We start from the raw sequence: 21,742 nt of genomic DNA, 5'->3' as shown, positions 1-21,742 counted from the left end.
AAACTCCTTGCTTTGTATCTATTAGCCCAATTTTAGGCCAATAAATCGTTAAAGAAGCGCAAATTATGACATTTCAAGCCAAGAATCAACTGAAATGATATAGATGTTCTAAAATATATCTAAAGGCTTGATATTTTATCCGAATGAACTTAAAGCGGACTGACTGACATGTATCTAAAAGACATCAATGAATATCGGGAAAAAATTAAAACCATCAAAGAACAAATGGATGCTATTGCTAATAGCGCCAAGAACATTTTAGAACAGTATAAGGATTCAAAAGCAAATCCAGGCCAGGAAAATATTGTTGAAGAAGCCAAAACAATTCTTGCAAAACTTAATCAGTCGAACCGATGGATAAAAGCTGCGACTACATTAGCGGATGGCGCGGGAAAATTGACTGAAGAAACCTTTTTAGAGAAAAAGACAGAATATTCAGCCCAGATAAAGAAACTAGCAGCTTTCCAGCGTGAATTTGATAGATATATTATTCAAAACAAAAAGCGACTGGAGAACCATACATACAGCCCAACCTCAAGAGAAGGTCTAGCCACACGCTTTGCAGAATTGAAGAATAAGGTTGAGAAAATCAGCGAGGCGAAAGCATCCAAAGAAACAGAAGAACTGCTGAAAAAAAATGAGAATTTAAATCAATTACTTGAAGAAAGAAACCAGGCTGCCAAAAATATTAAATTGCTGTACCAGGCTTTAGAAAAAAAATTAATGAATTTATCAAATGAATCCGTGAAACAACAAATTATAGGCCAGCAAATTGATCTGCTTGAAATGGCTTATGATGATTACCAAAAGCGCTCGGATAATTTCAATGAAACCCTGCAAAAGCAACTCAAGGAGGAGAAGAAACTCAATGAAGCTCATCAAACCTTGGAAACCAAAATGGGTGACTTAAGAAAGTTTGCAAAAGATCATCCGGAGTATCAAAAAGAAGTAACCCAATATTTAGAAAAACTGCAGAAAAAAATAGATGAGGCAGACAAAATCCATTCAGTCACATCGCATGCCGTAGCATTTTTTCACCGTGAAAATGACGCGCTGTTCAACCTGTTTCAGGACAAATTAACTGACTTTCAGCAAAAAATGAAGGAAGCAAGTGCTGAGATCGATAGATTGGCTGAGCAACAAACCAAAAAGATAGCGGCACTCAATGATAAAGTCGCTGAAAATTTGTCAATTTTAGAAAATGACTATCAAATAAAACATCTTGAAAAAACCAATAAGCGACAAGATGAATTAATCCATCAGGCAAAGCAGGCTGCGACGCTTCAAGAAATAAACAACATTCAAAAAAAGCTCAAGGAAATCAGCGAAACATTGGAAAGTACTGATAAAAATATAGACACCAAAATTAATAAAAATCTTTTCAGTAATTTAAATAAACAGCGGGATAAATTAATTAAACAAAAAGAAGACTATGCCAAACTCTTTAAAGATTATCCCGACCTCATGAAAGAACTGAAAAAAATCCAGATTCCAAAAATCGCAAATTTTGCAACGCGGGAAGAGTTAAATAAATTTCAAGAAGCATTAAATACGGTTGATCGTACGTTCGAATACCTGTTTGCTGAATATCAAAAAGAAGTTCATATTGATAACCAGGTGAAAAACCTGTTTGACCCGAAAACAACGTTTGCAAGTTTGGTGGATCATTTGAATCAGGAAAATGCAGGAGTCATTCTAAAAAGGGCAAATGCAACAAATTCAGAAACTCTTAAAAAAATCATCAATGCAATACCCCTTAAAGATTTAAACCAAGAAGCGCTGAGCGAAATTAAACAATATGCGTCTGGTGGTAAATCTGAGCAAATTAACTTCCTGCTCTGGACTCATGAAACCAATCAAGCAGCGTTAAGAGAGTATGCTGATGATCAAAACAAAGTGCAGGCTGCATTATTTTTACATCGAACACTGCACAGCAATGCAGAGCTTATCAGCAGGATCTTGAATAACGATCAGCAGGATATAATTTTAAGCCTAAAAAAACAGTTCAGTTCATCAATCTATACTGATGAAACGAGTCAAAAGCAATTCACTGACATCATTGCCAGTGAACCTAAAATTTTAGCTGCAAAAGCCATTTTAGATCTGAATCAATTCAAAGGTGATTTTAAATATGAAGGAACCAATATTGACGAGCTGATTAAGAACTCATTAACCAATATCGCAGTCAATGAAAACCTGGCTCAGGCCATCTTCAACATTAAAGACAATCAATCTCTTTTTAACCCAATTTTTATCCAGGTCTTGCAACAAGATGGTTACCCGGAATACACGCAACCATTACAAACACTGCTGGCCTCCAAGCAGTCAGACAAATACCAGGCTGTCTTAAGCGTGCTGGTGAACAACATGAAAAATTCTGTATCACCTTTGGCAATTTTAATGAATCTCAATAATCCCCATCGCGGCTGGATTAAAACACTTGGGGAATTTCCGCCAGATAAGCTGGATTCTCTTTCCAGCATGGTTCATCGTATTGATTCTCCTGTGGAAGACGATGATCAAAAAAGGAAAATATTAGCAAAACTCGGCAATTACTCAGCCGCTGACTTAGATAAACTGAGCACATTATATGCCGAAATTGACAAAGCCTTTAAAGCCCAAATTGTTAATGCTGGAAATGACGATAAACTTAAAACGCTTCTCGAATCAACCCAAACAAATTGCTTAACCCAACTTGTATCAGGAAAAACTATTAACGAAGGGTTTAATAATGCCGAGAAAGTCATTGACAAACAGTTGGGTCAAAGCAAATGGGATGCAGTTTATACTTTCTTTAAAAATCTCTTCAATAACCTCGGCAGATTGTTTAACTTCAAATCCAGCATAGATGAACAAAAAACCTTTTCCAAACAAACTGCTCAAAGTTATTTAAAAGACAGTCTTAAGCAATTAAGAAAAAAAGACAAAGAACAACATATTGAGAATATAGCGGTTCAAGAACCCAATTCACACATACCAGAAAGTACGCAAACCATTCAACTTGCAGAAGGAGAACATCTTGAAGAAAATCTTAATGAAAATGATGTAGGCCAAGAATCAGAACAAACCACCCTGACAGAAGCAAAGAAAAACGAGGCGCACGAGAATAGAGATTCCCTACAAGTTCCCATGGAAGAGATAGATAAAAACAAAGAGGTCAATTTAGAACCCCAAAAGGATATACTGCTGCAATCCATACAGCAAAAGGAAAAAGAGACTAATAAACTCATTAAACTTCTGAGCGCGAATCAAGAAACCTATCAAAACTATCTTAAAGAAGAAGACAAGAAAACATTTGATGAGCGTTTATCAACGCTTCAAAACAGCAGCCATCAGATAGGCCCGCATTCTGAAGAGAATTCGCTTAAACAATTGCAAGATACTGAACAGAAACTGACGGAATTAGTGCAAAATTTGAAAGAATTAAAAGGAAATATTATTCAAGCACTATATAACACCGCAGAAGCCAGAACTCAGGGCATTAACCAAAGAATAGCAGAGCAGCGGGATATCTATAAAAAAGATATAGGCGTACAAGAGTTTAATTTACCAAAGCCCTCCAACGAATTAAAAGAAATTATCAAGTACCATCAAAAACTGGGTATGGCAGACAATGAACAGCTCAAAAAATTAGAAGAATTCACAGCTAAATATCATATGATGGAATCAAAGCTTTCAGAAACGCAAAAAGAAGCAGCAAAACTGATATTAAAGCAATCCGACCCTGTCACCGAAACTACAATTCAATTAATGAACGCAGCGATTGAAGATAAAAACTATGCGCAGGCGATTGTTAATATAAAAAACAATATAAATTTATACGACCCCGATATCCTGCTTGCCATGCAACTGGATAAAGTTGATCCTGAATACAAGGGGCTCTATGCTGAGAAATGCCAAAAATTAAAAAATCTGCTGGCAGACAACAATCCAGACATTCAAAACATCCTGTCTAAATTTATGGAAAACATCAATCAGGAAGAAAGATTAAGCCCGAGCCAAATTTTATTTAGAATAAGTCCAACTTTAAACAATCTCAACTCTTATCCCAAAGATCAATTAGCTGATTTAAGTCAAGCTTACAGTAAAATCAATGCCGCATTCAACGAAAGCTCAGAGCATGTTTTAAGAAATCAAAGAGATATTTGCCTGTCGGAACTTATCAGCAACCAGCCCCTGAACAAAGGCATTGAAGCCTTAGCAAACGCTATCCAAAAATTTGAGTTAACTGATAATAAAACATTTAAAACCCTGCTTTCTGAACTAAAACCGGAAATTCCCCGACAGCAACAAGATATCAAAGAAAAATTAAGTGCCTTGAAAAACCAGGAGGAAAATCTGGGGCAATCATCAACTTTAAGTCCTCTCAAAAATACCGGCGGGGGTTAGCCCATAAATTTTACCTGGCAAGATACATAATCTTTACAAAAATATGGTAAAATAAGCTAATTTTTTCCATGATTGCAAAAGAGATGAGTACTAATCAGCATATAACTGACTTTCACTCGTTCTTGAGTCAGGTGGACAACAGCTATCACGAGCGGATAGCAAAGATTGATTTGTTTGATACCAACAAGACTAAAAATTGGAATGCCGGGCAAAAAAAGAAATTCGCTGCGGTATTTTACCATCTTCGCGGGTATTTTATTGAATTTATGTGGTATCTCGCCAATTTTGCTGAAGATGAGCGCATCAAAAAAATTGTCATTGACAATATCACCGAAGAATTGGGCATGGGCACCAAATTTTCACATGAAGCGCTTTATGAGCGGTTTGCCAAAGCGTGTGGTGTTGACATTCATGAAGAAATCCTCAGTAAAACCCATTATCTCCCCTTTGCAAAAGAATTTAATCACACCCATATTCGCTGGTTAAAAGAACACGATCCTTTATCCCGGTTTGCAGCATTCGCAGCCTATGAACGGCTTGACAATATTGATTACCGCAATCTTTTCGATTTTGTCCGCACACTGGATCTGCCGAGCAAGGCACACGCTTTTTTTCGCGTGCATGTGTTTGTTGAGCACTTTGAATCCACATTTGATTTGCTGATGGAAATTTGGCGTGAATGCCCTGAAAAAGTCATAAACGCTTTTCAATTTATTTATTCTCATCAATACAACATGTGGCAAAATCTATCGGATGCGATTTTTAAGGATGTCAAGATTGCAAGTCCCGTAGCTCCGTAGCCCGGATTAGCGAAGCGTAATACGGGGAAACCCCGGATTACGACTTTGTCTAATCCGGGCTACGATACTCATACGAAATAACAATAGAGCCTATCTAATCAATTTTGGGGAATTTCAGAATAAAATGCGCATATTGATTGAGGCTTCCCTGGCAATAAATATCCCCACCGGCTGCTTTCATCAGTAATTTGCAATAGGCAAGCCCAACGCCTGTTCCGCCCTGGCGGTCAGAGTAAAACGACTGGAAAATTTTTTCAGCATGCCTTGGATAAATGCCTTTGGCCGTATCCCGTACATTTAAATAATTAAAATCATCGCCTTCAGGCCCTTCCTCAAGCCAGATGGATATATCGCCTTTTCCAACCTCTTCTATATAATCGAGACTGTTTTTTAACAAATTCCAAATCAGATTTTTAAAGGCAACTTCTTCTATCCAGATAAGAAAATTATTTGATAAATCGGCCTGTATCAGCGATATCTGTTCCGCTTTTAAAGGATACTCATTAAGCGTTTTTCTAAGCAGAACATCAATTGGTTGAATGGTGAATTTTTTGGTATCAAACTTTTCATGCTGAATATTATTAAGCTGCATGCTAATCAGCTGATTGCCCATTTCAATGCCGCGGATAATTTTATTCAGGCTTTTTTTCAAATCCATCTGCAGGTCTGGATTATTTAATTTTTTGATTATTGTTTCCTGAAGTTCGGCCTGAAGATGGATGCTGGCAAGAGATGTACGCAAGTCATGAGCAAGGCTTCCGGCCAAAAGCCGCATGCCTGAGATTTTATTGGCATGCATATTTTCCCGATCGCGCGCAAACAAGGCGCCAATGATGATTGCCGCCATAAAAGTGGTAATTAAACTAAAAAGAGAAATGTCGCCTGGAATATAAGTAATGAGGTACTTATCGCTGTAGATATAAGTAAAAAAAGCCAAAGAAAAACCCAAAAACAGCAAAACCAGCGCATCAATGGCACGGGTTATCAGAAAAAGAAAAAAAATAGCCGAAACGCAGTTCATCAGCCATATAGTTGAGCCGTGATGCAACAGGGTTAAATAAGAAAAAAAGAACGGCAAACAAAACAGCAGGGTTAAATACCAAAGAATCGGTAAAAAAGGGATGTAGCGTGCAGGCCAGAAACGATAAGAAAATAAAAAAAGGCAAAGACAAGTCGCGACAACACGAAGAAAATATTCTTCATTAGCAAAAATACTCTCGATTTTCCAGACCACCCCAAACAGCGGAAAATTAATCATCATCACTATGGCAAAGAGATTAATCTGTTGCCCGGCTTCCGCTGTTTGCTTTGCCAAATAACCATACAAATAGGCGAGGTATTTTTTTAATGCCCTCATACTGTCAGTATTCTTTACAATCCTCAATTGGTGGACCTATTATATCACTATTAAATAACAATATGTATAAAAAATTATCTCACATGGGCGGTCAATGCCGCTTTGGTTCGTCATATTACTGATGTAGCCCAGGTCAGGCAAAACCTAATCCAGGTTTTGACCAAGCAGGAACCTAAAGAGCATTCCTTAGCATTTCTTCAATATTTAAATCGGCAAGCCTTGCATAAATCAAATCGGCTTCTTTTAAGTATGAGGCATCCCCTATCCCAATCGCTTTCATACCTGCAGCTTTAATGGCTTGAAGGCCAGCTTGCGCGTCCTCAACCCCAATACATAAATGAGGCAAGACACTTAAATTGTCTGCTACTGTCAGGAATATCTCGGGGCTCGGTTTATTGTTTTTGATCTGGGAGGCATCTGCAATGTAATCAAAATAATGTGCTATGCCGAGGCGCCGCAGAACCAATAAGGCATTTTTACTGGCGGACGCGAGGCCAATCAAAATTTTTCTCTGGCGCAATGCCTGAAGAAGCGGTTCAGCACCCGGAAATATGTCTTTATGCGTCATCCCGGCAATAATTTCCTGATAATAACGGTTTTTTCGTTCGGCAAGCATTGATTTTTCCGCTTCGGATTTATTAAGACCCGCTTTCATCAAAATGATATTGAGGGAGCTCGTTCTATCTAATCCTTTTAAATCCTCGTTTTCTTCCGGAGTCAGCGATACACCGATTTCTGAAGCCAACCGCTGCCAGGCTTTAAAGTGATAAGTCGCGGTATCGGTAATGACCCCATCCAAATCAAAAATCACAGCTTTGACAGTCATGCCGGCTCCTTTTGGTTTATATCAACAAACTTCTTAAGCTGCTTTGCGACACTTGATGATTTCCCTGCGGTAAGGGTGAGCTCATCATCCTCATGAAAAAAGCGGAGCGTTATTCCTGATTGCAATTGATAGCGCGCTTCGTCACCTGCTATGTGAACCGCCAATACGGCATCGCGATAGCGTATGCTGAAGCGATAACCTTGCCACCTTTCCGGCAGATAAGGCCTAAAATGCAGCCCATTGTCCCTTATCCTGAGTCCTGCAAACCCACAAACAATGCTTGCCCAGGAGCCTGCCATATTGGCAATATGCACTCCATGCTCACTGTTGCCATGGTGGTTATCCAAATCCAGGCAAACCGTATCCATAAAAAATTGGTAGGCTTTGGCGAGATCGCCCGTTTCAGAAAACGCGATGCTGTGGATACAGCTTGATAAACTTGAATCGTGAGTCGTAAGGGGCTCATAATAAGCCAAATTTCTTTTTTTCTGATGAATATCAAACTTCTCGTCAAGAAGATACATCGCAAGTATTACATCCGCCTGTTTCAAAACCTGGTGCCGATAAATCACCAAGGGATGATAATGCAGCAATAGAGGATATTTTTCCTTTAGCGTGTCTGCAAAATTCCAGGCTGCTTTTTGAAGAAAACTGTCATCCTGCATGTGGATATTTAAGGTATCATCATAAGGGAGATACATTGCCTCTGCCGCTTTTTTCCAGCTTAAGATTTCTTCAGGTGTTAGTCCAATGGCACAGGACAGATTTCTCATATAGACAGGATGGCTGGCTTCAAGACTGTTTGCTGTGTCAACAGCAAATTCCAAATGCATTTGTGCCATTGCGTTGGTATAGAAATTATTGTTTACAATAGCTGTGTATTCATCAGGACCCGTGACGCCATCAATACAAAACAGGCCATTTTTTCGAGGATTAAAATGGCCGAGATTTAGCCATAGGCGTGCTGTTTCAAAGAGCATTTCTGCAGCGCCTTCAAGTAATACCTGGTTATCCCCTGTCGCTTGCAAATAATATTTTAAAGCATATGCAATGGCTGCGTTAATGTGATATTGCGCAGTACCTGCTGGAAAATAAGCGGAACATTCCTCTCCTCCTATCGTACGCCAGGGATATAGGGCGCCTCCTGGATGAGACATTTCCCGTGCCCGTATTCGCGCAAAATTTAACGTATTGATTCTGAATTCTATTAATTTTCTTGCCAGTTTCGGTTCTGTAAGACTTAAGAAAGGCACTACATAAATTTCAGTATCCCAGAAATAATGGCCATCATAGCCAGGTCCTGTCAGGCCTTTTGCTCCAATATTCGAGAAACCGTTTCGACCGACAGACTGAAAAACATGAAAAAGATTAAAGCGTATTCCTTGCTGGACTTGCGAATCCCCTTCAATAACAATATCCGCTTCCCGCCAAAAAAAAGACCAGCATGACGCATGTTCCTCCTTTTGATGCGCAAAACCTTTTTCAGCTTCTTGTTTTACCATAGCTTGAAGCGATGATAACAACAGAGGTTCTTCATGACTCAGCGCATGGCGGTAGCCAATCCATTTGCTGAACATAACGCTCTGGCCTTGATGCAAGTACAGCTGATAACATTGCTTCAGACATGTTTCACCCAAATTGCTGATGTTGTGTAACATCACATCATCCGAAACAGCATCAAAAGTTACTGACGCAACCACCCAATCCGTATCGCGAACAGCATGCAGATAGGCATTTAGCCTGGTTTTTTGTTCAAAATAAAGTACATTTAAGCCATCCATAATGGATAATTTCCCAACTCTGGGATCAGATGGATTATGGGTACTCTGATAGCCTGCATCCAGGGCAGATATTATCTCTATTGGTCCGCTGAAATTTTCAGCCTTGAGGCAAAATTCTATACACATGAGATGTGGATTGGCTAATGATACAAAACGTCTGCTTTTAAGCGAGAGCTTCTTGCCGGAAATTGTCTGCCATTGCTGGCTTCGGTTTAAGATGCCTGTTTGCAAATCAAGACTGCGGACTCCCTGAGTGTTCAAATGAGCTGCAGATAGCACCTCCCCATCCAGCGAAATACAAAGGGATTTCCCATTAGGAACTTGCAGCATTTTTTGATTAAAGAGAGGAAAGCCATAAGCCGATTCGCCATAAACGATGGGTTCTTTTTGATACAGCCCATTTAAATAGACTCCCTCACAACTTGGAATATCCCCGCCAAGAGGCTCTTCAAAACTGCCTCGGCTTCCGATATAACCATTTGCCTGCGCAAATAAGGACTCTAACAATAGCTGGTATTCAGGAGAAAGGTTCTGTGCAGTAATACGCCATGGATGGGAACCAAGATCTAATTTCTTTTCAGTATGGATCATATTCATACTAACTTAAGCTGCAACTGATTTCATATTACTTGCTTTTCCATAGTTTGCAAAATATTTCAAAAAATGATTAAACTGATTCATTTCAGCATACTTAAATACTGCAGGCGGATGACGCATAGGCAGTACAGGATCCGCCCAGGGAGAGGTTAATGAAAATCAATTGGTCATTTTTACTGCCCGTCGCTTTAGCGTATTTAATTTTTGCTATTCTCTTAAACAGCGTGGGTGTTGTGATCTTGCAGTCAATCCATTCTTTTAATGTCAGTAAACAAAGCGCGAGCGTTTTAGAAGGTTTCAAGGATTTGCCAATTGCTTTGGTGTCGCTTTTTCTTGCCTCCTTTCTTCCGAGATTAGGGTATAAAAAATCCTTGCAGGCAGGGATATTTCTTGTATTGATTTCCTGTATTGCGATGCCCCTTCTTCCTGGATTTTTGACTGTAAAAATCCTCTTTTTAACCCTGGGAGCATGCTTTGCTGTTGTAAAAATTTCGGTCTACAGTTTGGTTGGAGCAGTCACCCAAAACCCGCAACAACATGCATCCTTGCTGAATATGATTGAAGGTATTTTTATGACCGGCGTTTTGGCAGGAAACTGGCTGTTTAGCTATTTTATGCAAAATGACGGCGGTAATTATGAATGGTTACAAGTTTACTGGATATTGGCAGCTTTATGTCTTATTGATATTTTTTTATTAAAAATTATTCAGTTGCCAACCATGGCTTTGCCCCGTTATCAAACCATTTGGGCAGAATTAAAACCCATGACGCGCCTCTTTTCACAAACGATTGTGATGGTTTTTATTATTTCTGCATTTACCTATGTGCTCATCGAGCAGAGCCTTGGCACCTGGCTTCCGACATTTAATTATGAAATATTGCAGCTCACCCCTAAAATGAGCGTGCAGGCTGCAAGTTTTTTTGCAGGATCTTTGGCGCTTGGCAGATTGGCCGCAAGCGTATTGTTACAAAAAATACACTGGCGCAAGCTCCTGTCTTTTTGTATTGCGGCAGCCTGCGTCATGCTGTTTGTGATGCTTTCATCCACGCGAATCACAACAGTCGAGTCAAGATTAACCTGGCAGACCATGCCTGTCGGCGTTTTGCTTCTGCCTGCAATCGGTTTTTTTATGGCGCCGATTTATCCCGCGCTCAACTCGGTTATACTCTCATCTCTGCCGCGATCGCAGCATGCCGCGATGACGGGAATCATTGTCATTTTTTCCGCAGTGGGAGGGACATTAGGCAGCTTAATCACAGGTAATTTATTTTCCCTGGTTGGAGGCATCCATGCCTTTTATGCCCTTTTGCTACCATTGGCACTCTTGTATCTTGCAACGCTTCATCTGGGGGTTAGGACCAAGGCTCTTTGACCTCTACCAAAGTCTCCAGCTTGATTTTGAAGCACTGTTGTTTTCTGTTTCCTGAATACGGCTGTTAAAATCAAGAATTGCTTTATTATTTTTATCCCCCAAGGTTTCATTTTGAGTCCTCAAGCCCTCAAATTTACTGTGTTGAATAATTAATGAGTTTACAGAGTTATCCAGCTTCTCCAATTGCTTGCCGGGCTTGGTTTCAGAATATCTTGTTTGGTATTTTTCATTATTTTCAAATTTATTTGCCGCGGCAAATTCCTTGACTTTTTCACGAGATTCAATGAATTTATTCTTTGCATTTTCATAATCTTCTTGATGAATTTTTAACTCGTTAAAAATATTTTCTAATTTTAAAATAATTTCTTTTTTTGTATCGTTATAGTTATTGATATCTTGCTGAGTTAGGGACTTGTTCTCAACCTTTTGATTAAACTCATTTTCCAGGTCATTCAAGCGCCTTAAATGCTTTATGCCTATCTTAACGAATTTAATATATTCTTCACACATATCATAACAATTATGCACCGTATTATCATAAGCGCTTATCAGTGAATCAAATTGCTTTTTTAAATCTATGTGCTTGATTGACTGAAATACACAGAAAGCAATAGCAATCAATGCAGTCATAAAAATGGCAGCATCAATTGTTTTTTTGCCGTTTTTATCTTCTTTGATGTGATCTTTTAATAAGGTTCCAAGAGAATGAATTAAAAATTTTTCAAAATAGGGCCTAAATAGGATGTTGGCAAAAGATGCTAAACTTGCGTAGCCGGCATATTGCGGGTAAACAGCGGCAATTCCCATGGCTGTTGTGAAAAGGGTTCCGCTGGCCATTTTAGCTAAATCTTCCAAGTGCTTAAATTCAACATCAGTGGATTTGGGAGCTTGCTTTTTATAAAACTCATGCATAGCTTCTTTCATATCAGCAGAAATTTGAACTCCTATTTCCTGTTGTTTTTCAAAAAATTCTACTGTTTTTTTATGGGTTGCGGGCTTATAGTTCATTCTTTGGTAAGTTTCAAATTCTTTTTTTAAATCACCGGTAATCATAACGCCCAGCTTGGCTTGTCCCTCAAGGAATTCCATCTTTTGTTTCCAATCCTTCGGTTTGAATAAAGTCTTTAAGGTCAAGGTGGTACTTTGCATGGTTTTTTTCATTGGAAACCTCATTATATGGGATAAAACTTTAAGCTATAGGTAGCTCAAGCCAGATAAAAATATCCATATATATGGGTCATTATAAATACGCAAAATTAAGACAATATTAAGAAGCGATTCAATAAGTCAGAGTAGAAATTTTTTGCAAAAAAAAATTGATTGCAATTTGTTGTCTTAAACAGTAATTAAATACACTTCTTGATGATTGATCTTGAAGTATTATAAAATTAATAGTAACATTATGTTTATTTTTTGTTCAACCAAGGATTTGCCATGCGTCTCTTTTTTCAACGTCCTCAACATGCTCAAACTCCATCGACTCCTCCCAAGTTGGCTTGTCATACTAAAAATGATCAGAAAATAGAGAAGTTGCTGGATAAAGCTTCTGAATTAATGAAAAATATAAACATGAGTTCACGCCACTTTTTAGAGCATGCAAAAAATAACAATACCGGTAATAATAATTCGAACAATGGGAAAAACGAGCATACTTTTCCTCGGAAGGGATGAGCGATTTTTCCCTATCACCAAAATTTGAGCCCTTCGTACTTCTCTGCAAAACCAGCGAAAGGCTAAAGCTAAGTGGATGATTTTTTCAATAGATTGTGCAAATCATTATTGCAATAATGAAAATACATTTTTAATCCCTTTCTCTGCTAATAGTACCTTAGCCCTCTCCGCGGCTTCCCTGCTCATGAAAGGGCCGAGTTTCACTACGTGGAATGTTTGATATTTTTCAATGTGAACTGGCGCAGATAATAATTTTTTCAATTTACCGTATAAAGATTGCGCCAAATCAGGATTCGAAAAAGCGCCTGCCTGAAGGTAATATTGGGCACTTTTCTCAGGATCATGCGTGGTCAAAGCCCGGATTTCTACCGGCGCTGTCCCCTTGGGAAGCAAGCCAAGCTTACTTGCCGCGGCATAAGACAAATCAATGATCCTATCTTTATGGAAAGGACCCCGATCATTGACCTTCACAATAATCTCCCTGTTATTCAACAGGTTTTTAACTTTCACATAAGTAGGCAATGGGAGTGTTTTATGCGCCGCAGTCATGGCATATAAATCATAATCCTCGCCGCTTGATGTGCGTTTTTGATGAAATTTGGTTCCATACCAGGAAGCCAACCCCCGTTCATAGTAACCTTTAGATGTGGGTTTGACCTCATACTGCGTCCCATTCACTTTATATACGGCAGGGTTCCCATAGCGGCTTAAAGGTTCATTGACGGGTTTCACTTGTTTGGCTGTATACGCAACCGGCTCTTTGGGGGCGCCATCCCGTTCTTCAGTTTGGCCCAAGTTTTTTCGGGGCGGTGAAATATGAGTGTTTGTTTTTTTATGTTGTGGCGATTTTACCTCTACGGTACTATGATGAGTGAGCGGGGATTTAGTTTGACAACTGCATAGCAATAAAACGATAAGAATAAATTGCAACCGCATGATTTTTCTCTTGATTTATAATTATTATTCTTAAAGACATGAGCGACATCATCAGCCGCACGTCCTCTGCAAGATAAAATAATATTATCTCCTGTCCTGAATATGAATACACTAAAAACGGTGATTTTTTTCATCTTAAAACCAGATCTGGTTGAGGGCAAGATCATATCACTTTGATTAAAGAATGCCATGACGCCAAAACCTCTGAATCATACATATACGAAAAAGATAGATTCTATTTGCGCGCGGTTACCTTAACATTGCATGATACAGCCAAAAAGATGGTTTGACCTTGAGCGAAAACAAATCCGGCTTGAATAGAAAAAAGAGCTAAATTACGCTATTGTTGGTTGGTTTTTAAAGCCGTGATAAGATAAATGTATTTTAACTTTGGATAGCACCATGAACAAACGTTTCAATTTTCTGATGCCACTTTTATTGTTCATCTCTTTATTATTTAACCCAAGTATTTTTTATGCCAATCCTCCCCAGAGCCCCAATACCATTCCTAGCAGCATTGCAAGCAATAACCCTCTCATTATCCCGGCGCCGCCAAGTCTCAACGCAGAGGCCTATATACTCATCGATGTAAACAGCGGCAAGATTCTCGCGGAAAAAGACAGCGAAAAAAAATTACCGCCGGCAAGTTTAACCAAAATGATGACCTTGTACGTCATTTCAAATGCGCTCAATAATGGTCAAGTACAGCTTGCAGACACAGTGCGTATCAGCGAGAAAGCCTGGAAAACCGGCGGTTCGCGCATGTTTGTCAAAGAAGGACAAATGGTAAGCATTGAAGATCTTTTAAAAGGCATCATCGTAGATTCAGGAAACGATGCCTGCGTAGCAATGGCTGAGCATCTGGGCGGCACTGAACAGGCGTTTACTGAAATTATGAATCAGCAAGCTAAAAACCTTGGCATGGAAAACAGCCATTTCACAGACAGCACGGGATTGCCAGATGAAAAGCTATATACTACCGCCAAAGATTTAGCTATTCTCGGCCGCGCTTTAATTAATAATTTTCCTCAATATTACCACTGGTATAAACAAAAATGGTTTACTTTTAACGGCATTCGCCAGCCTAACCGCAACCGTCTGTTATGGCGCGACAACCAGGTTGACGGGGTTAAAACCGGCCATACTAATGATGCAGGATACTGCCTTGTATCTTCAGCAAAACGCGATAACATGCGCTTGCTTGCTGTGGTGCTCGGTTCGCCGAGTGAAACAGCCAGGGCGGATGACAGTGAACGCCTGCTAAATTACGGTTTTCGCTTTTTCGAAACCCATGAGCTTTATAAGTCAGGCCAAACCATAACCGAGCTTCCAATATACAAGGGTAAAGATAATACTGTGGCTGTCGGCTTGAACGAGCCTCAATTTGTCACCATTCCTCAAGGCCAGTATAAACGGCTGTCCGTTAACACCAAGATCCCGAAACATATCCAGGCACCTGTCAAAAAAGGTGATCAAATAGGAGAACTTGTCATTAAATTTGATGACAATATTATTGCAAACAAACCTTTATACGCTTTACAAGATGTAGAAAAAGGCGGCTTATTCAAACGCATGAAAGACAGCATTCGTTTGACATTTAAAGGATGGTTTGGTTCTTAATTATTCTGAATATGACAGGTATAGTATTTATAAACCAGGAATTTTTTGATGCAGCTGATGCCAAAATTTCTGTTTTTGACAGAGGTTTTCTATTTGCTGACAGCATTTACGAAGTTATACCAGTATATGATGGCCGTATCTGTTTTATGGAGCGGCACCTCAAACGCCTGTTGGGCAATCTGAAAAAAGCGCTGATTCCAGTGCCGCAAATCGATTTCAAGTCTGTTTTTCAGGAATTGATTCATTTAAACGGCGGAGGAAATTTGCAGCTTTATTTGCAGGTAACCCGCGGCAATGAAGGCCTGCGGAAACATAATATTCCACAAGGCCTGACGCCTTCCGTTATTGCTTTTACGCAGCATTCCCCCTACCCAACGCTTAAGGATAAGGAGCGAGGACTAAGGATAAAATTGGTTAAAGATACCCGCGGACTTCTCTGTGATATAAAAACTACCGCGCTATTTGCCAATATATTACTCAACCATGACGCCGTTGCATCCGGCGCTGATACAGCGATTTTAGTCCGTAACGGTTTTATTACTGAAGGTAGTTCAAGCAATGTTTTTATAGTCACACAACAAGACAAAATTATTACGCCTCCCTTAGACCACCTTTGCCTCCCAGGCATCACTCGTGAGGTCATTTTGGAGTTGCTTGCTTCTCTTCGCCTGCCCTTCAGCGAAGAAAAAATAAAAAAAGACGCGCTTTTGCAGGCGAAAGAAGTATGGATTACCAGCACGACGAAAGAAATTTTTCCAGTTTCTCACATCAACAAAATTCCACTGAATCAAGGAAATAGAGGTTCACTCTGGCGACTGATCAATGATAAATATCTTGAATTGCTTCAGTAAACCAGATAATTTTTTTTCTTGTTAATATCGCAAAAAACAACTAACCTTGCTGCAAGCCGGAAGGCTCGATCTGATTGTCCGTGAGTTAGAACATGACTGATAAAAAAACATTAATGGAATTTCCCTGTAATTTTCAAATTAAAATTATTGGTGATAATAAGCATTTATTTATAGAGGAAATCGTTTCAATTGCCCGTAAGCACTTCCCAGGCATTGAAGATGATAAAATTTCTACAAAACAAAGCCAGCGAGGCAATTATCTTGCAATCAGTATTACTGTTTTGGCACTGGATCAGGATTCACTGGACGCACTCTATGAAGAGCTAACCAGTCACCCGGATACAAAGATGGTATTATAATGATTAATATTAAAAAGCTTGGCATACAACCGTATGAGTTAATCTGGAATGAAATGAAGCGCTTTACACTGGAGAGGGATAACTTTACACCAGATGAATTATGGCTTCTCGAGCATTACCCTGTGTATACGCAAGGCCAGGCAGGGAAAAAAGAACATATACTGAATCCTGAATCAATTCCTGTTGTGCAGTCTGACCGGGGCGGGCAAGTCACTTATCATGGTCCAGGACAGCTCGTCGCTTATGTCCTAATGGATATCAGACGAAAAAAAATGGGTATCCGCACTCTGGTATGCCATTTGGAACAGATACTGATGGCAGTCCTTAACGAATTTGGCATTTTCTCTGAAACCCGCTGTGGAGCTCCCGGAGTCTATGTTCAGGAAAAAAAAATTGCATCCATCGGCTTAAGGGTAAAAAATGGATGCGCCTATCATGGTATTGCTTTAAATGTAGATATGGATCTTAAGCCATTTGCGGGCATCAACCCATGCGGTTATCAGAAATTGCAAATGACGCAAATAAAAGATTTTTTTCCAGACATTGATATCGATATGGCAAGCAGCGCATTCACAGATAAATTTTTAACCGTTTTTGAACCCTAAGCCATGGATTTTTTTACTGATTATTTACAACCGTTAAGCATTTGGCTGCATGATAATCCGCATTGGGCCTTGTTGATTACCTTTCTTATCTCCTTTAGTGAATCATTAGCCATTATTGGCAGTATCATACCCGGCTCCGTCACCATGACAGCCATCGGTATTCTTGCAGGTTCAGGTGTAATGCGTATTGATTTGACTTTGCTGGCAGCAACTCTCGGCGCAATTGTCGGCGATACGGCAAGTTATGCGCTGGGATACAAATTTCATCATCGCCTCATTTATATCTGGCCTTTCAGCCGCTATCCTCACTGGCTGAAGTATGGAAAAGAATATTTTGCAAGACATGGCGGTAAAAGTGTATTGATTGGACGGTTTATAGGACCCTTACGTTCAATTATTCCGGTCATTGCAGGCATGATGCATATGAATCACTGGCAGTTTCTTCTTGCCAATGTGGTTTCAGCAATCGGTTGGGCAATTTTATATGTAATGCCTGGTATATTAATAGGCGCAGTAGGCAACGAATTATCGACAGAAAGAGCAAGCCGGCTTTTTCTCTTTGTTATTCTTCTGCTTGTTGCCATCTGGTTAATCTCTATTGGCATTAAATGGATGTTTAAGCACCTAAACTTTTTTTTTCGCACCTATCTGCATCGTTTTTGGCTTTGGGGTCTTGGCCAAAATGCATTTTCCAACTGGTTTAAAGCTATAACCCCGGCATTTGAAAAGCAGTACTATCCTACAGTTGCGCTGCTTATCTTGTTTCTGAGTTCAGTTTTGTTGACGGTTTTTTTATCCTGTCTCGTTATTCAAAATGCCTGGATTGAATCTGTTAATACCCCCGTGCATCTTTTTTTACAAAGTATCCGTACGCCAACATTTGATCTTTTTTTTATATTTATAAGCTTAGTCATACACCCGTTGTCTCTGGCAACCCTTGTTTTTTCCATTATCATTTATTTTATGTATCATCGAGACTGGCGCACATTGTATTTCTGGTTAAGTCTCACCTGTTCATCCGCCCTGGCCATCGGTATATTGGCATGGCTAATAAAGGTACCTGCTCCTTCTGACAATACAACTGTTCCGGGAACTGCATATTATCCTGACCTCCATTTGACCCTGGCGACAACCATACTTGGTTTTTTAATTTTTTATATCAGCACACGGTATCGCACCACTCTCACTTTGGCGGTTCGTATTTTCTTTTTTATCGCACTGTTTCTTGCAGGAATTTCTATTCTGTATTTAGGGGATAATTGGTTAACGAGCGTTATTTCGGCTTACTTCATCGGATTGAGCATCTGTTTGGGACATTGGATATTTTTTAGAAGAGTCGGCCAGCAGCAAACCCGTTCCCACATACCCATTGTTTTTTCCTGCTTCATGCTTTTAGTCGGTACAGCAATTTCCTGCTGGATTTACTTTACTCACCAAGTGTTGATACATCAACCCATTCTGAAGCAATATGTGTTCACAGAAAATGCCTGGTGGTCACAGGAAAAATCAATTTTGCCCCTCTACCCCAAAAGCCGGACAGGACAGCGCAGGGGATTATTTAACATTCAGTATGCTGGGTCATTGGACACATTAAAGGAGAGTTTGGTTGCCGCAGGTTGGAAAATATATGATGATTCATTCTTATACTCCCTGCTGCTGCGCACTGGCGCAAAAGAGACCGGATACGAATATCCCTTGACGGCCCAGTTTTATCATCATATGAAACCAAAGCTTGTATTAACCTATACATCAAGTATAAATCAACCGCGACTCATACTTCGGCTATGGCGTTCAAATTATCATGTACGCAAATATGATCAACCAATATGGTTAGGCAGCCTGCAATTTGCGGGCAAGGATATCAAGGATAAGCAGGTTACAGATAAAAACCTGCCTTTTAAACTTATCCTTAACGCTTTGAAAGGCTATAAAATCAAGCAGCTTGATATCAAGGCTAATCACATTAGATCCTTGCCTCCTAACGCAATACCCTCTATTTTGCTGATTAAAGATCCTGAGATTGAAACAAAGTAGAGGCGTGATGCGTCAAGACAAAACAGGCGAACTAGGATAAAATATGCCAATTCATGGTGTTATAAAGGATTATTACAATGAATACCTTAACCAATGTCATTCAATATCTCTTGCCTTTGCTGGCTTTGGCCTTGCTTCTACTGGGTTTGGGGAAAAAGCGAGTAATTTATATTCAAATATCCCTCTGGTTAGCGTTAATCGCATTACTTTTAGAATATAAATATGCCGGAAACGAAATACTGGGGACTTATTTTGATTATAACCATGCAGCCCTCTATTCCCTGGCTTTATTGATTTTACTGGTTGATTTACTTTACATTGGAATTAAATACCTTAAACCTCTCAATCCATTTTATCGAATAGCAGGCGGATTTTTGGTTGCCTGCCTTGTAACCGGCAGTATTCTTTTGATGGTTAATCTCTGGGTTAACGCACAATTTATTGAAAACAGATTTCCGAACACAGCAATCTTGCAAGTCGTTACCTTCACTCCGCCAGCATATTGCCTTAGCCGGTATATCTATTATAAAGTGGGTACAGAAGGAAAAGTTTATTATCTTTGTCCAAATCATTATGGACTTATTCCTTCCATAGGCCATCTTGATGTCGTTCCTGAGTTTATCGCCAGACAACTGACTGCCCAACACAAGAGACTGGATAAGCAATTGAACCAAGATAATGGCCCTATTAAACAGTGAAGTTGGTTTTATTTTGGTTATAAATTGTTCTGGTGATTAATTTTTGATAACATTTAGGCATTCAATTTATGAATTGATTTGATTGATAATATGCGCTATTTGCTTTTGAGCATTTTTCTTTTGCAGTTTCACGCCGTATTAGCCATGGCGCCCAAGATTAACCTTGACAGAGCCATAGATAATGCAATTAAGCGTTATGCACTGCATGAAGAGCCCGCCCTCAAAAAAAAATTCAATCAAAGAGGCGTTTCCTATCCTCCTCAAGAGATCGCACTCCTGGCGTTTAAAAAAGAAAGGCATATTCAGTTATGGGCAAGAAACACTAACAAACCATGGCGGCATATTCACACTTATCCTTTAACCGCATTCAGCGGCCGTTTGGGACCCAAGCTTAAGGAACATGATCTGCAAATTCCTGAAGGCATTTATCGGCTCACCACATTTAATCCATTCAGCGCCCATCATTTATCGATGATGATTAATTATCCGAATCATTTTGATCGTTTGCAGGCCAGTAAGGATGGAAGGCGAAACCTGGGAGGTGAAATTTTTCTGCATGGAAAGTCGACATCTGTCGGTTGCCTCGCAGTTGGCGACACCGCTATCAACCAATTGTTTTTGCTAGTCCGGCGGGTCGGATTAAATCATGTCCGCGTCATCATCGCACCTAATGACCTGCGTCTAAATAAGCCTGCAACTTCCATGTTTGCTCAGCCACGCTGGCTGCCAGAGCTCTATAAGAATATTGCACAAGCGCTAAAACCATTTCCGGTTAAAAAACAAATCACCTGACAAGCTTCGGGATCTATGTGCAACTCAACCTGTCGAAATTAAATAAAACCGATACCTGGAGCATACTTAGGGAAAAGTAACCCGGGAATCCCTTGTTGCGATTTTACCTAATTTGGGCAAGGCAATGGTACGGATTTTCGGTCCTACTCATGTTCAGGGGCAACTACAAATATTCCAGGAGCATTTCGTAAATATTCATTATAATCCATGCCATAGCCAAATATATAATGATCGTCTACTTCAAGTCCTACGAAATCTGCTTTATCTAAACCATTTTTTACTCGTTTGTGATGCTTGTCGACTAGAACTGCGCTGTAAACTTCGGCGGCACCCATTGCTTTAACTTCATTCAAAATAGCTGCCAGGGTCACGCCGCCATCCAGAATATCGTCTACAACCAACACCGCACGGTCCCGCAAATCTACCCGAGGTTTGACTATCCAGCGTAATTTGCCGCCTTGTATTTCTCCGCGATATCTTGTTGCGTGGACATAGTCTACCTCCAAAGGAAAATCAAGGCGGGGCAATAAATTACCCATGGGTACAAGGCCGCCTATCATCACGCATAAAAGAATTGGGTTTTTATCATGAAGTTTTTCATGAATATTAATTGCCATGCGATCCAGCGCCGCTTCTACTTCTTTCGTTGTATAAAGACAAGTAGATTTTTCATAAACATGTTTAATCTTTGTTGGGATAGTCATTGCCTTATGCTCAATTTTTGGGTTTATGAGGAACTGGAAACATACTGATTTTCGAAGCCTCACTCGTTTTATCGCGAACCTTCGCAACACCCTGTTTATCAACCTCATCTATTCTAAATATGGAATGCAACGGGATATATGTTCGCTTAACGCTGTTAAATTCAAGCTTTAATCGCTCTTCTGAGGGATCAACCACGAGCGATGTGGTTTCACCAAAAACAAATTCTTCTACTTCCAGAAAACCAAATAAATCACTTTCATGCACTTTGCGGGCATATATTTCATATATTGCTTCGAGATGTGAAAAAGTAATACGGTAAAGCTTTTTATTTGCCATAAAAATTACCAG

The 21,742-nt window shown here is 39.7% G+C and carries 18 protein-coding genes; 11 read left to right on the top strand and 7 right to left on the bottom strand.

Features of this window, described 5'->3' with window-relative positions; genetic code table 11:
* The first annotated feature begins 168 nt into the window (after positions 1 to 168).
* Both Llon_RS04730 and Llon_RS04725 read left to right on the top strand, forming a co-directional pair.
* Positions 169 to 4,389: a hypothetical protein gene (locus Llon_RS04730; protein WP_058528909.1), complete on the top strand. Its 4,221-nt coding sequence runs from the start codon at positions 169 to 171 to the stop codon at positions 4,387 to 4,389.
* An 83-nt stretch (positions 4,390 to 4,472) separates the two neighbouring features.
* Positions 4,473 to 5,189, top strand: a complete 717-nt coding sequence (locus Llon_RS04725; protein WP_058529100.1) for an iron-containing redox enzyme family protein — start codon at positions 4,473 to 4,475, stop codon at positions 5,187 to 5,189.
* Positions 5,190 to 5,283: 94 nt separating this feature from the next.
* On the opposite strand, the gene Llon_RS04720 is transcribed toward Llon_RS04725, so the two are convergent.
* From Llon_RS04720 to Llon_RS04710, 3 genes are all read right to left on the bottom strand, one after another.
* Complete coding sequence (locus Llon_RS04720) at positions 5,284 to 6,546, bottom strand: sensor histidine kinase (protein ID WP_058528908.1); 1,263 nt, start codon at positions 6,544 to 6,546, stop codon at positions 5,284 to 5,286.
* Between the two features lie 172 nt (positions 6,547 to 6,718).
* A complete protein-coding gene (gene pgmB / locus Llon_RS04715; protein WP_058528907.1) occupies positions 6,719 to 7,372 on the bottom strand; it encodes a beta-phosphoglucomutase in 654 nt (217 codons plus the stop codon).
* Positions 7,369 to 9,750, bottom strand: a complete 2,382-nt coding sequence (locus Llon_RS04710; RefSeq protein WP_058528906.1) for a glycoside hydrolase family 65 protein — start codon at positions 9,748 to 9,750, stop codon at positions 7,369 to 7,371. The genes pgmB and Llon_RS04710 overlap by 4 nt, the downstream gene beginning before the upstream one ends.
* Before the next feature lie 152 nt (positions 9,751 to 9,902).
* Between Llon_RS04710 and Llon_RS04705 the strand changes: the two genes are divergently transcribed.
* Positions 9,903 to 11,123 (top strand): MFS transporter, encoded by a 1,221-nt coding sequence (locus Llon_RS04705; protein ID WP_058528905.1) that lies wholly within the window; start codon positions 9,903 to 9,905, stop codon positions 11,121 to 11,123.
* A gap of 3 nt (positions 11,124 to 11,126) precedes the next feature.
* Here Llon_RS04705 and Llon_RS04700 read toward each other — a convergent pair whose 3' ends face one another.
* Entirely contained in the window at positions 11,127 to 12,284 is a 1,158-nt protein-coding gene (locus Llon_RS04700; protein ID WP_058528904.1) for a hypothetical protein, read from the bottom strand.
* Positions 12,285 to 12,557: 273 nt separating this feature from the next.
* Here Llon_RS04700 and Llon_RS04695 point away from each other — a divergent pair, with 273 nt between their 5' ends.
* The gene (locus Llon_RS04695) at positions 12,558 to 12,794 is read left to right on the top strand and encodes a hypothetical protein (RefSeq protein ID WP_058528903.1); all 237 of its coding nucleotides are present in this window, start codon (positions 12,558 to 12,560) and stop codon (positions 12,792 to 12,794) included.
* Positions 12,795 to 12,899: 105 nt separating this feature from the next.
* Here Llon_RS04695 and Llon_RS04690 read toward each other — a convergent pair whose 3' ends face one another.
* Positions 12,900 to 13,730 (bottom strand): septal ring lytic transglycosylase RlpA family protein, encoded by an 831-nt coding sequence (locus Llon_RS04690; RefSeq protein WP_058528902.1) that lies wholly within the window; start codon positions 13,728 to 13,730, stop codon positions 12,900 to 12,902.
* 402 nt (positions 13,731 to 14,132) lie between these two features.
* Between Llon_RS04690 and Llon_RS04685 the strand changes: the two genes are divergently transcribed.
* The 7 genes from Llon_RS04685 to Llon_RS04655 all read left to right on the top strand — a co-directional run bounded on the left by Llon_RS04685 (position 14,133) and on the right by Llon_RS04655 (position 20,689).
* On the top strand, positions 14,133 to 15,350 hold the full coding sequence (locus tag Llon_RS04685; RefSeq protein ID WP_058528901.1) for a D-alanyl-D-alanine carboxypeptidase family protein: 1,218 nt from the start codon (positions 14,133 to 14,135) through the stop codon (positions 15,348 to 15,350).
* 11 nt (positions 15,351 to 15,361) lie between these two features.
* A complete protein-coding gene (locus Llon_RS04680; protein WP_058528900.1) occupies positions 15,362 to 16,201 on the top strand; it encodes an aminotransferase class IV in 840 nt (279 codons plus the stop codon).
* Positions 16,202 to 16,293: 92 nt separating this feature from the next.
* Entirely contained in the window at positions 16,294 to 16,560 is a 267-nt protein-coding gene (locus Llon_RS04675; RefSeq protein ID WP_058528899.1) for an HP0495 family protein, read from the top strand.
* Positions 16,561 to 16,562: 2 nt separating this feature from the next.
* Positions 16,563 to 17,165 (top strand): lipoyl(octanoyl) transferase LipB, encoded by a 603-nt coding sequence (gene lipB, locus Llon_RS04670; RefSeq protein ID WP_058529099.1) that lies wholly within the window; start codon positions 16,563 to 16,565, stop codon positions 17,163 to 17,165.
* A 3-nt stretch (positions 17,166 to 17,168) separates the two neighbouring features.
* Positions 17,169 to 19,199, top strand: a complete 2,031-nt coding sequence (locus Llon_RS04665; protein ID WP_058528898.1) for a VTT domain-containing protein — start codon at positions 17,169 to 17,171, stop codon at positions 19,197 to 19,199.
* A gap of 77 nt (positions 19,200 to 19,276) precedes the next feature.
* The gene (locus Llon_RS04660) at positions 19,277 to 19,897 is read left to right on the top strand and encodes a hypothetical protein (protein ID WP_058528897.1); all 621 of its coding nucleotides are present in this window, start codon (positions 19,277 to 19,279) and stop codon (positions 19,895 to 19,897) included.
* Between the two features lie 90 nt (positions 19,898 to 19,987).
* Positions 19,988 to 20,689 (top strand): L,D-transpeptidase family protein, encoded by a 702-nt coding sequence (locus Llon_RS04655; protein ID WP_115336870.1) that lies wholly within the window; start codon positions 19,988 to 19,990, stop codon positions 20,687 to 20,689.
* Positions 20,690 to 20,832: 143 nt separating this feature from the next.
* Here Llon_RS04655 and Llon_RS04650 read toward each other — a convergent pair whose 3' ends face one another.
* Both Llon_RS04650 and Llon_RS04645 read right to left on the bottom strand, forming a co-directional pair.
* Positions 20,833 to 21,393 carry a hypoxanthine-guanine phosphoribosyltransferase gene (locus tag Llon_RS04650; protein WP_058528896.1) on the bottom strand — a complete coding sequence of 187 codons (561 nt, stop codon included), beginning with the start codon at positions 21,391 to 21,393 and terminating at the stop codon, positions 20,833 to 20,835.
* 10 nt (positions 21,394 to 21,403) lie between these two features.
* Positions 21,404 to 21,730, bottom strand: coding sequence for a DUF1820 family protein (locus Llon_RS04645; RefSeq protein ID WP_058528895.1), 327 nt, complete (start codon positions 21,728 to 21,730; stop codon positions 21,404 to 21,406).
* Positions 21,731 to 21,742 lie beyond the last annotated feature (12 nt).

Origin of the sequence: Legionella londiniensis (assembly GCF_001467825.1) — a bacterium.
Classification (GTDB): domain Bacteria; phylum Pseudomonadota; class Gammaproteobacteria; order Legionellales; family Legionellaceae; genus Legionella_A; species Legionella_A londiniensis.
The sequence above is the reverse complement of the archived record's forward strand: the minus strand, read 5'-3'. Positions and strand labels throughout refer to the sequence as shown.

Coding starts and splice junctions, on each gene's coding strand:
- Llon_RS04725 (WP_058529100.1), top strand. CDS start 4,473: ATGAGTACTAATCAGCATATAACTGACTTTCACTCGTTCTTGAGTCAG.
- Llon_RS04720 (WP_058528908.1), bottom strand. CDS start 6,546: ATGAGGGCATTAAAAAAATACCTCGCCTATTTGTATGGTTATTTGGCA.
- Llon_RS04665 (WP_058528898.1), top strand. CDS start 17,169: ATGGATTTTTTTACTGATTATTTACAACCGTTAAGCATTTGGCTGCAT.
- Llon_RS04655 (WP_115336870.1), top strand. CDS start 19,988: ATGCGCTATTTGCTTTTGAGCATTTTTCTTTTGCAGTTTCACGCCGTA.
- Llon_RS04710 (WP_058528906.1), bottom strand. CDS start 9,750: ATGAATATGATCCATACTGAAAAGAAATTAGATCTTGGTTCCCATCCA.
- Llon_RS04650 (WP_058528896.1), bottom strand. CDS start 21,393: ATGACTATCCCAACAAAGATTAAACATGTTTATGAAAAATCTACTTGT.
- Llon_RS04660 (WP_058528897.1), top strand. CDS start 19,277: ATGAATACCTTAACCAATGTCATTCAATATCTCTTGCCTTTGCTGGCT.
- Llon_RS04680 (WP_058528900.1), top strand. CDS start 15,362: ATGACAGGTATAGTATTTATAAACCAGGAATTTTTTGATGCAGCTGAT.
- Llon_RS04700 (WP_058528904.1), bottom strand. CDS start 12,284: ATGAAAAAAACCATGCAAAGTACCACCTTGACCTTAAAGACTTTATTC.
- pgmB (WP_058528907.1), bottom strand. CDS start 7,372: ATGACTGTCAAAGCTGTGATTTTTGATTTGGATGGGGTCATTACCGAT.
- Llon_RS04730 (WP_058528909.1), top strand. CDS start 169: ATGTATCTAAAAGACATCAATGAATATCGGGAAAAAATTAAAACCATC.
- Llon_RS04695 (WP_058528903.1), top strand. CDS start 12,558: ATGCGTCTCTTTTTTCAACGTCCTCAACATGCTCAAACTCCATCGACT.
- Llon_RS04675 (WP_058528899.1), top strand. CDS start 16,294: ATGACTGATAAAAAAACATTAATGGAATTTCCCTGTAATTTTCAAATT.
- Llon_RS04645 (WP_058528895.1), bottom strand. CDS start 21,730: ATGGCAAATAAAAAGCTTTACCGTATTACTTTTTCACATCTCGAAGCA.
- Llon_RS04685 (WP_058528901.1), top strand. CDS start 14,133: ATGAACAAACGTTTCAATTTTCTGATGCCACTTTTATTGTTCATCTCT.
- Llon_RS04705 (WP_058528905.1), top strand. CDS start 9,903: ATGAAAATCAATTGGTCATTTTTACTGCCCGTCGCTTTAGCGTATTTA.
- Llon_RS04690 (WP_058528902.1), bottom strand. CDS start 13,730: ATGCGGTTGCAATTTATTCTTATCGTTTTATTGCTATGCAGTTGTCAA.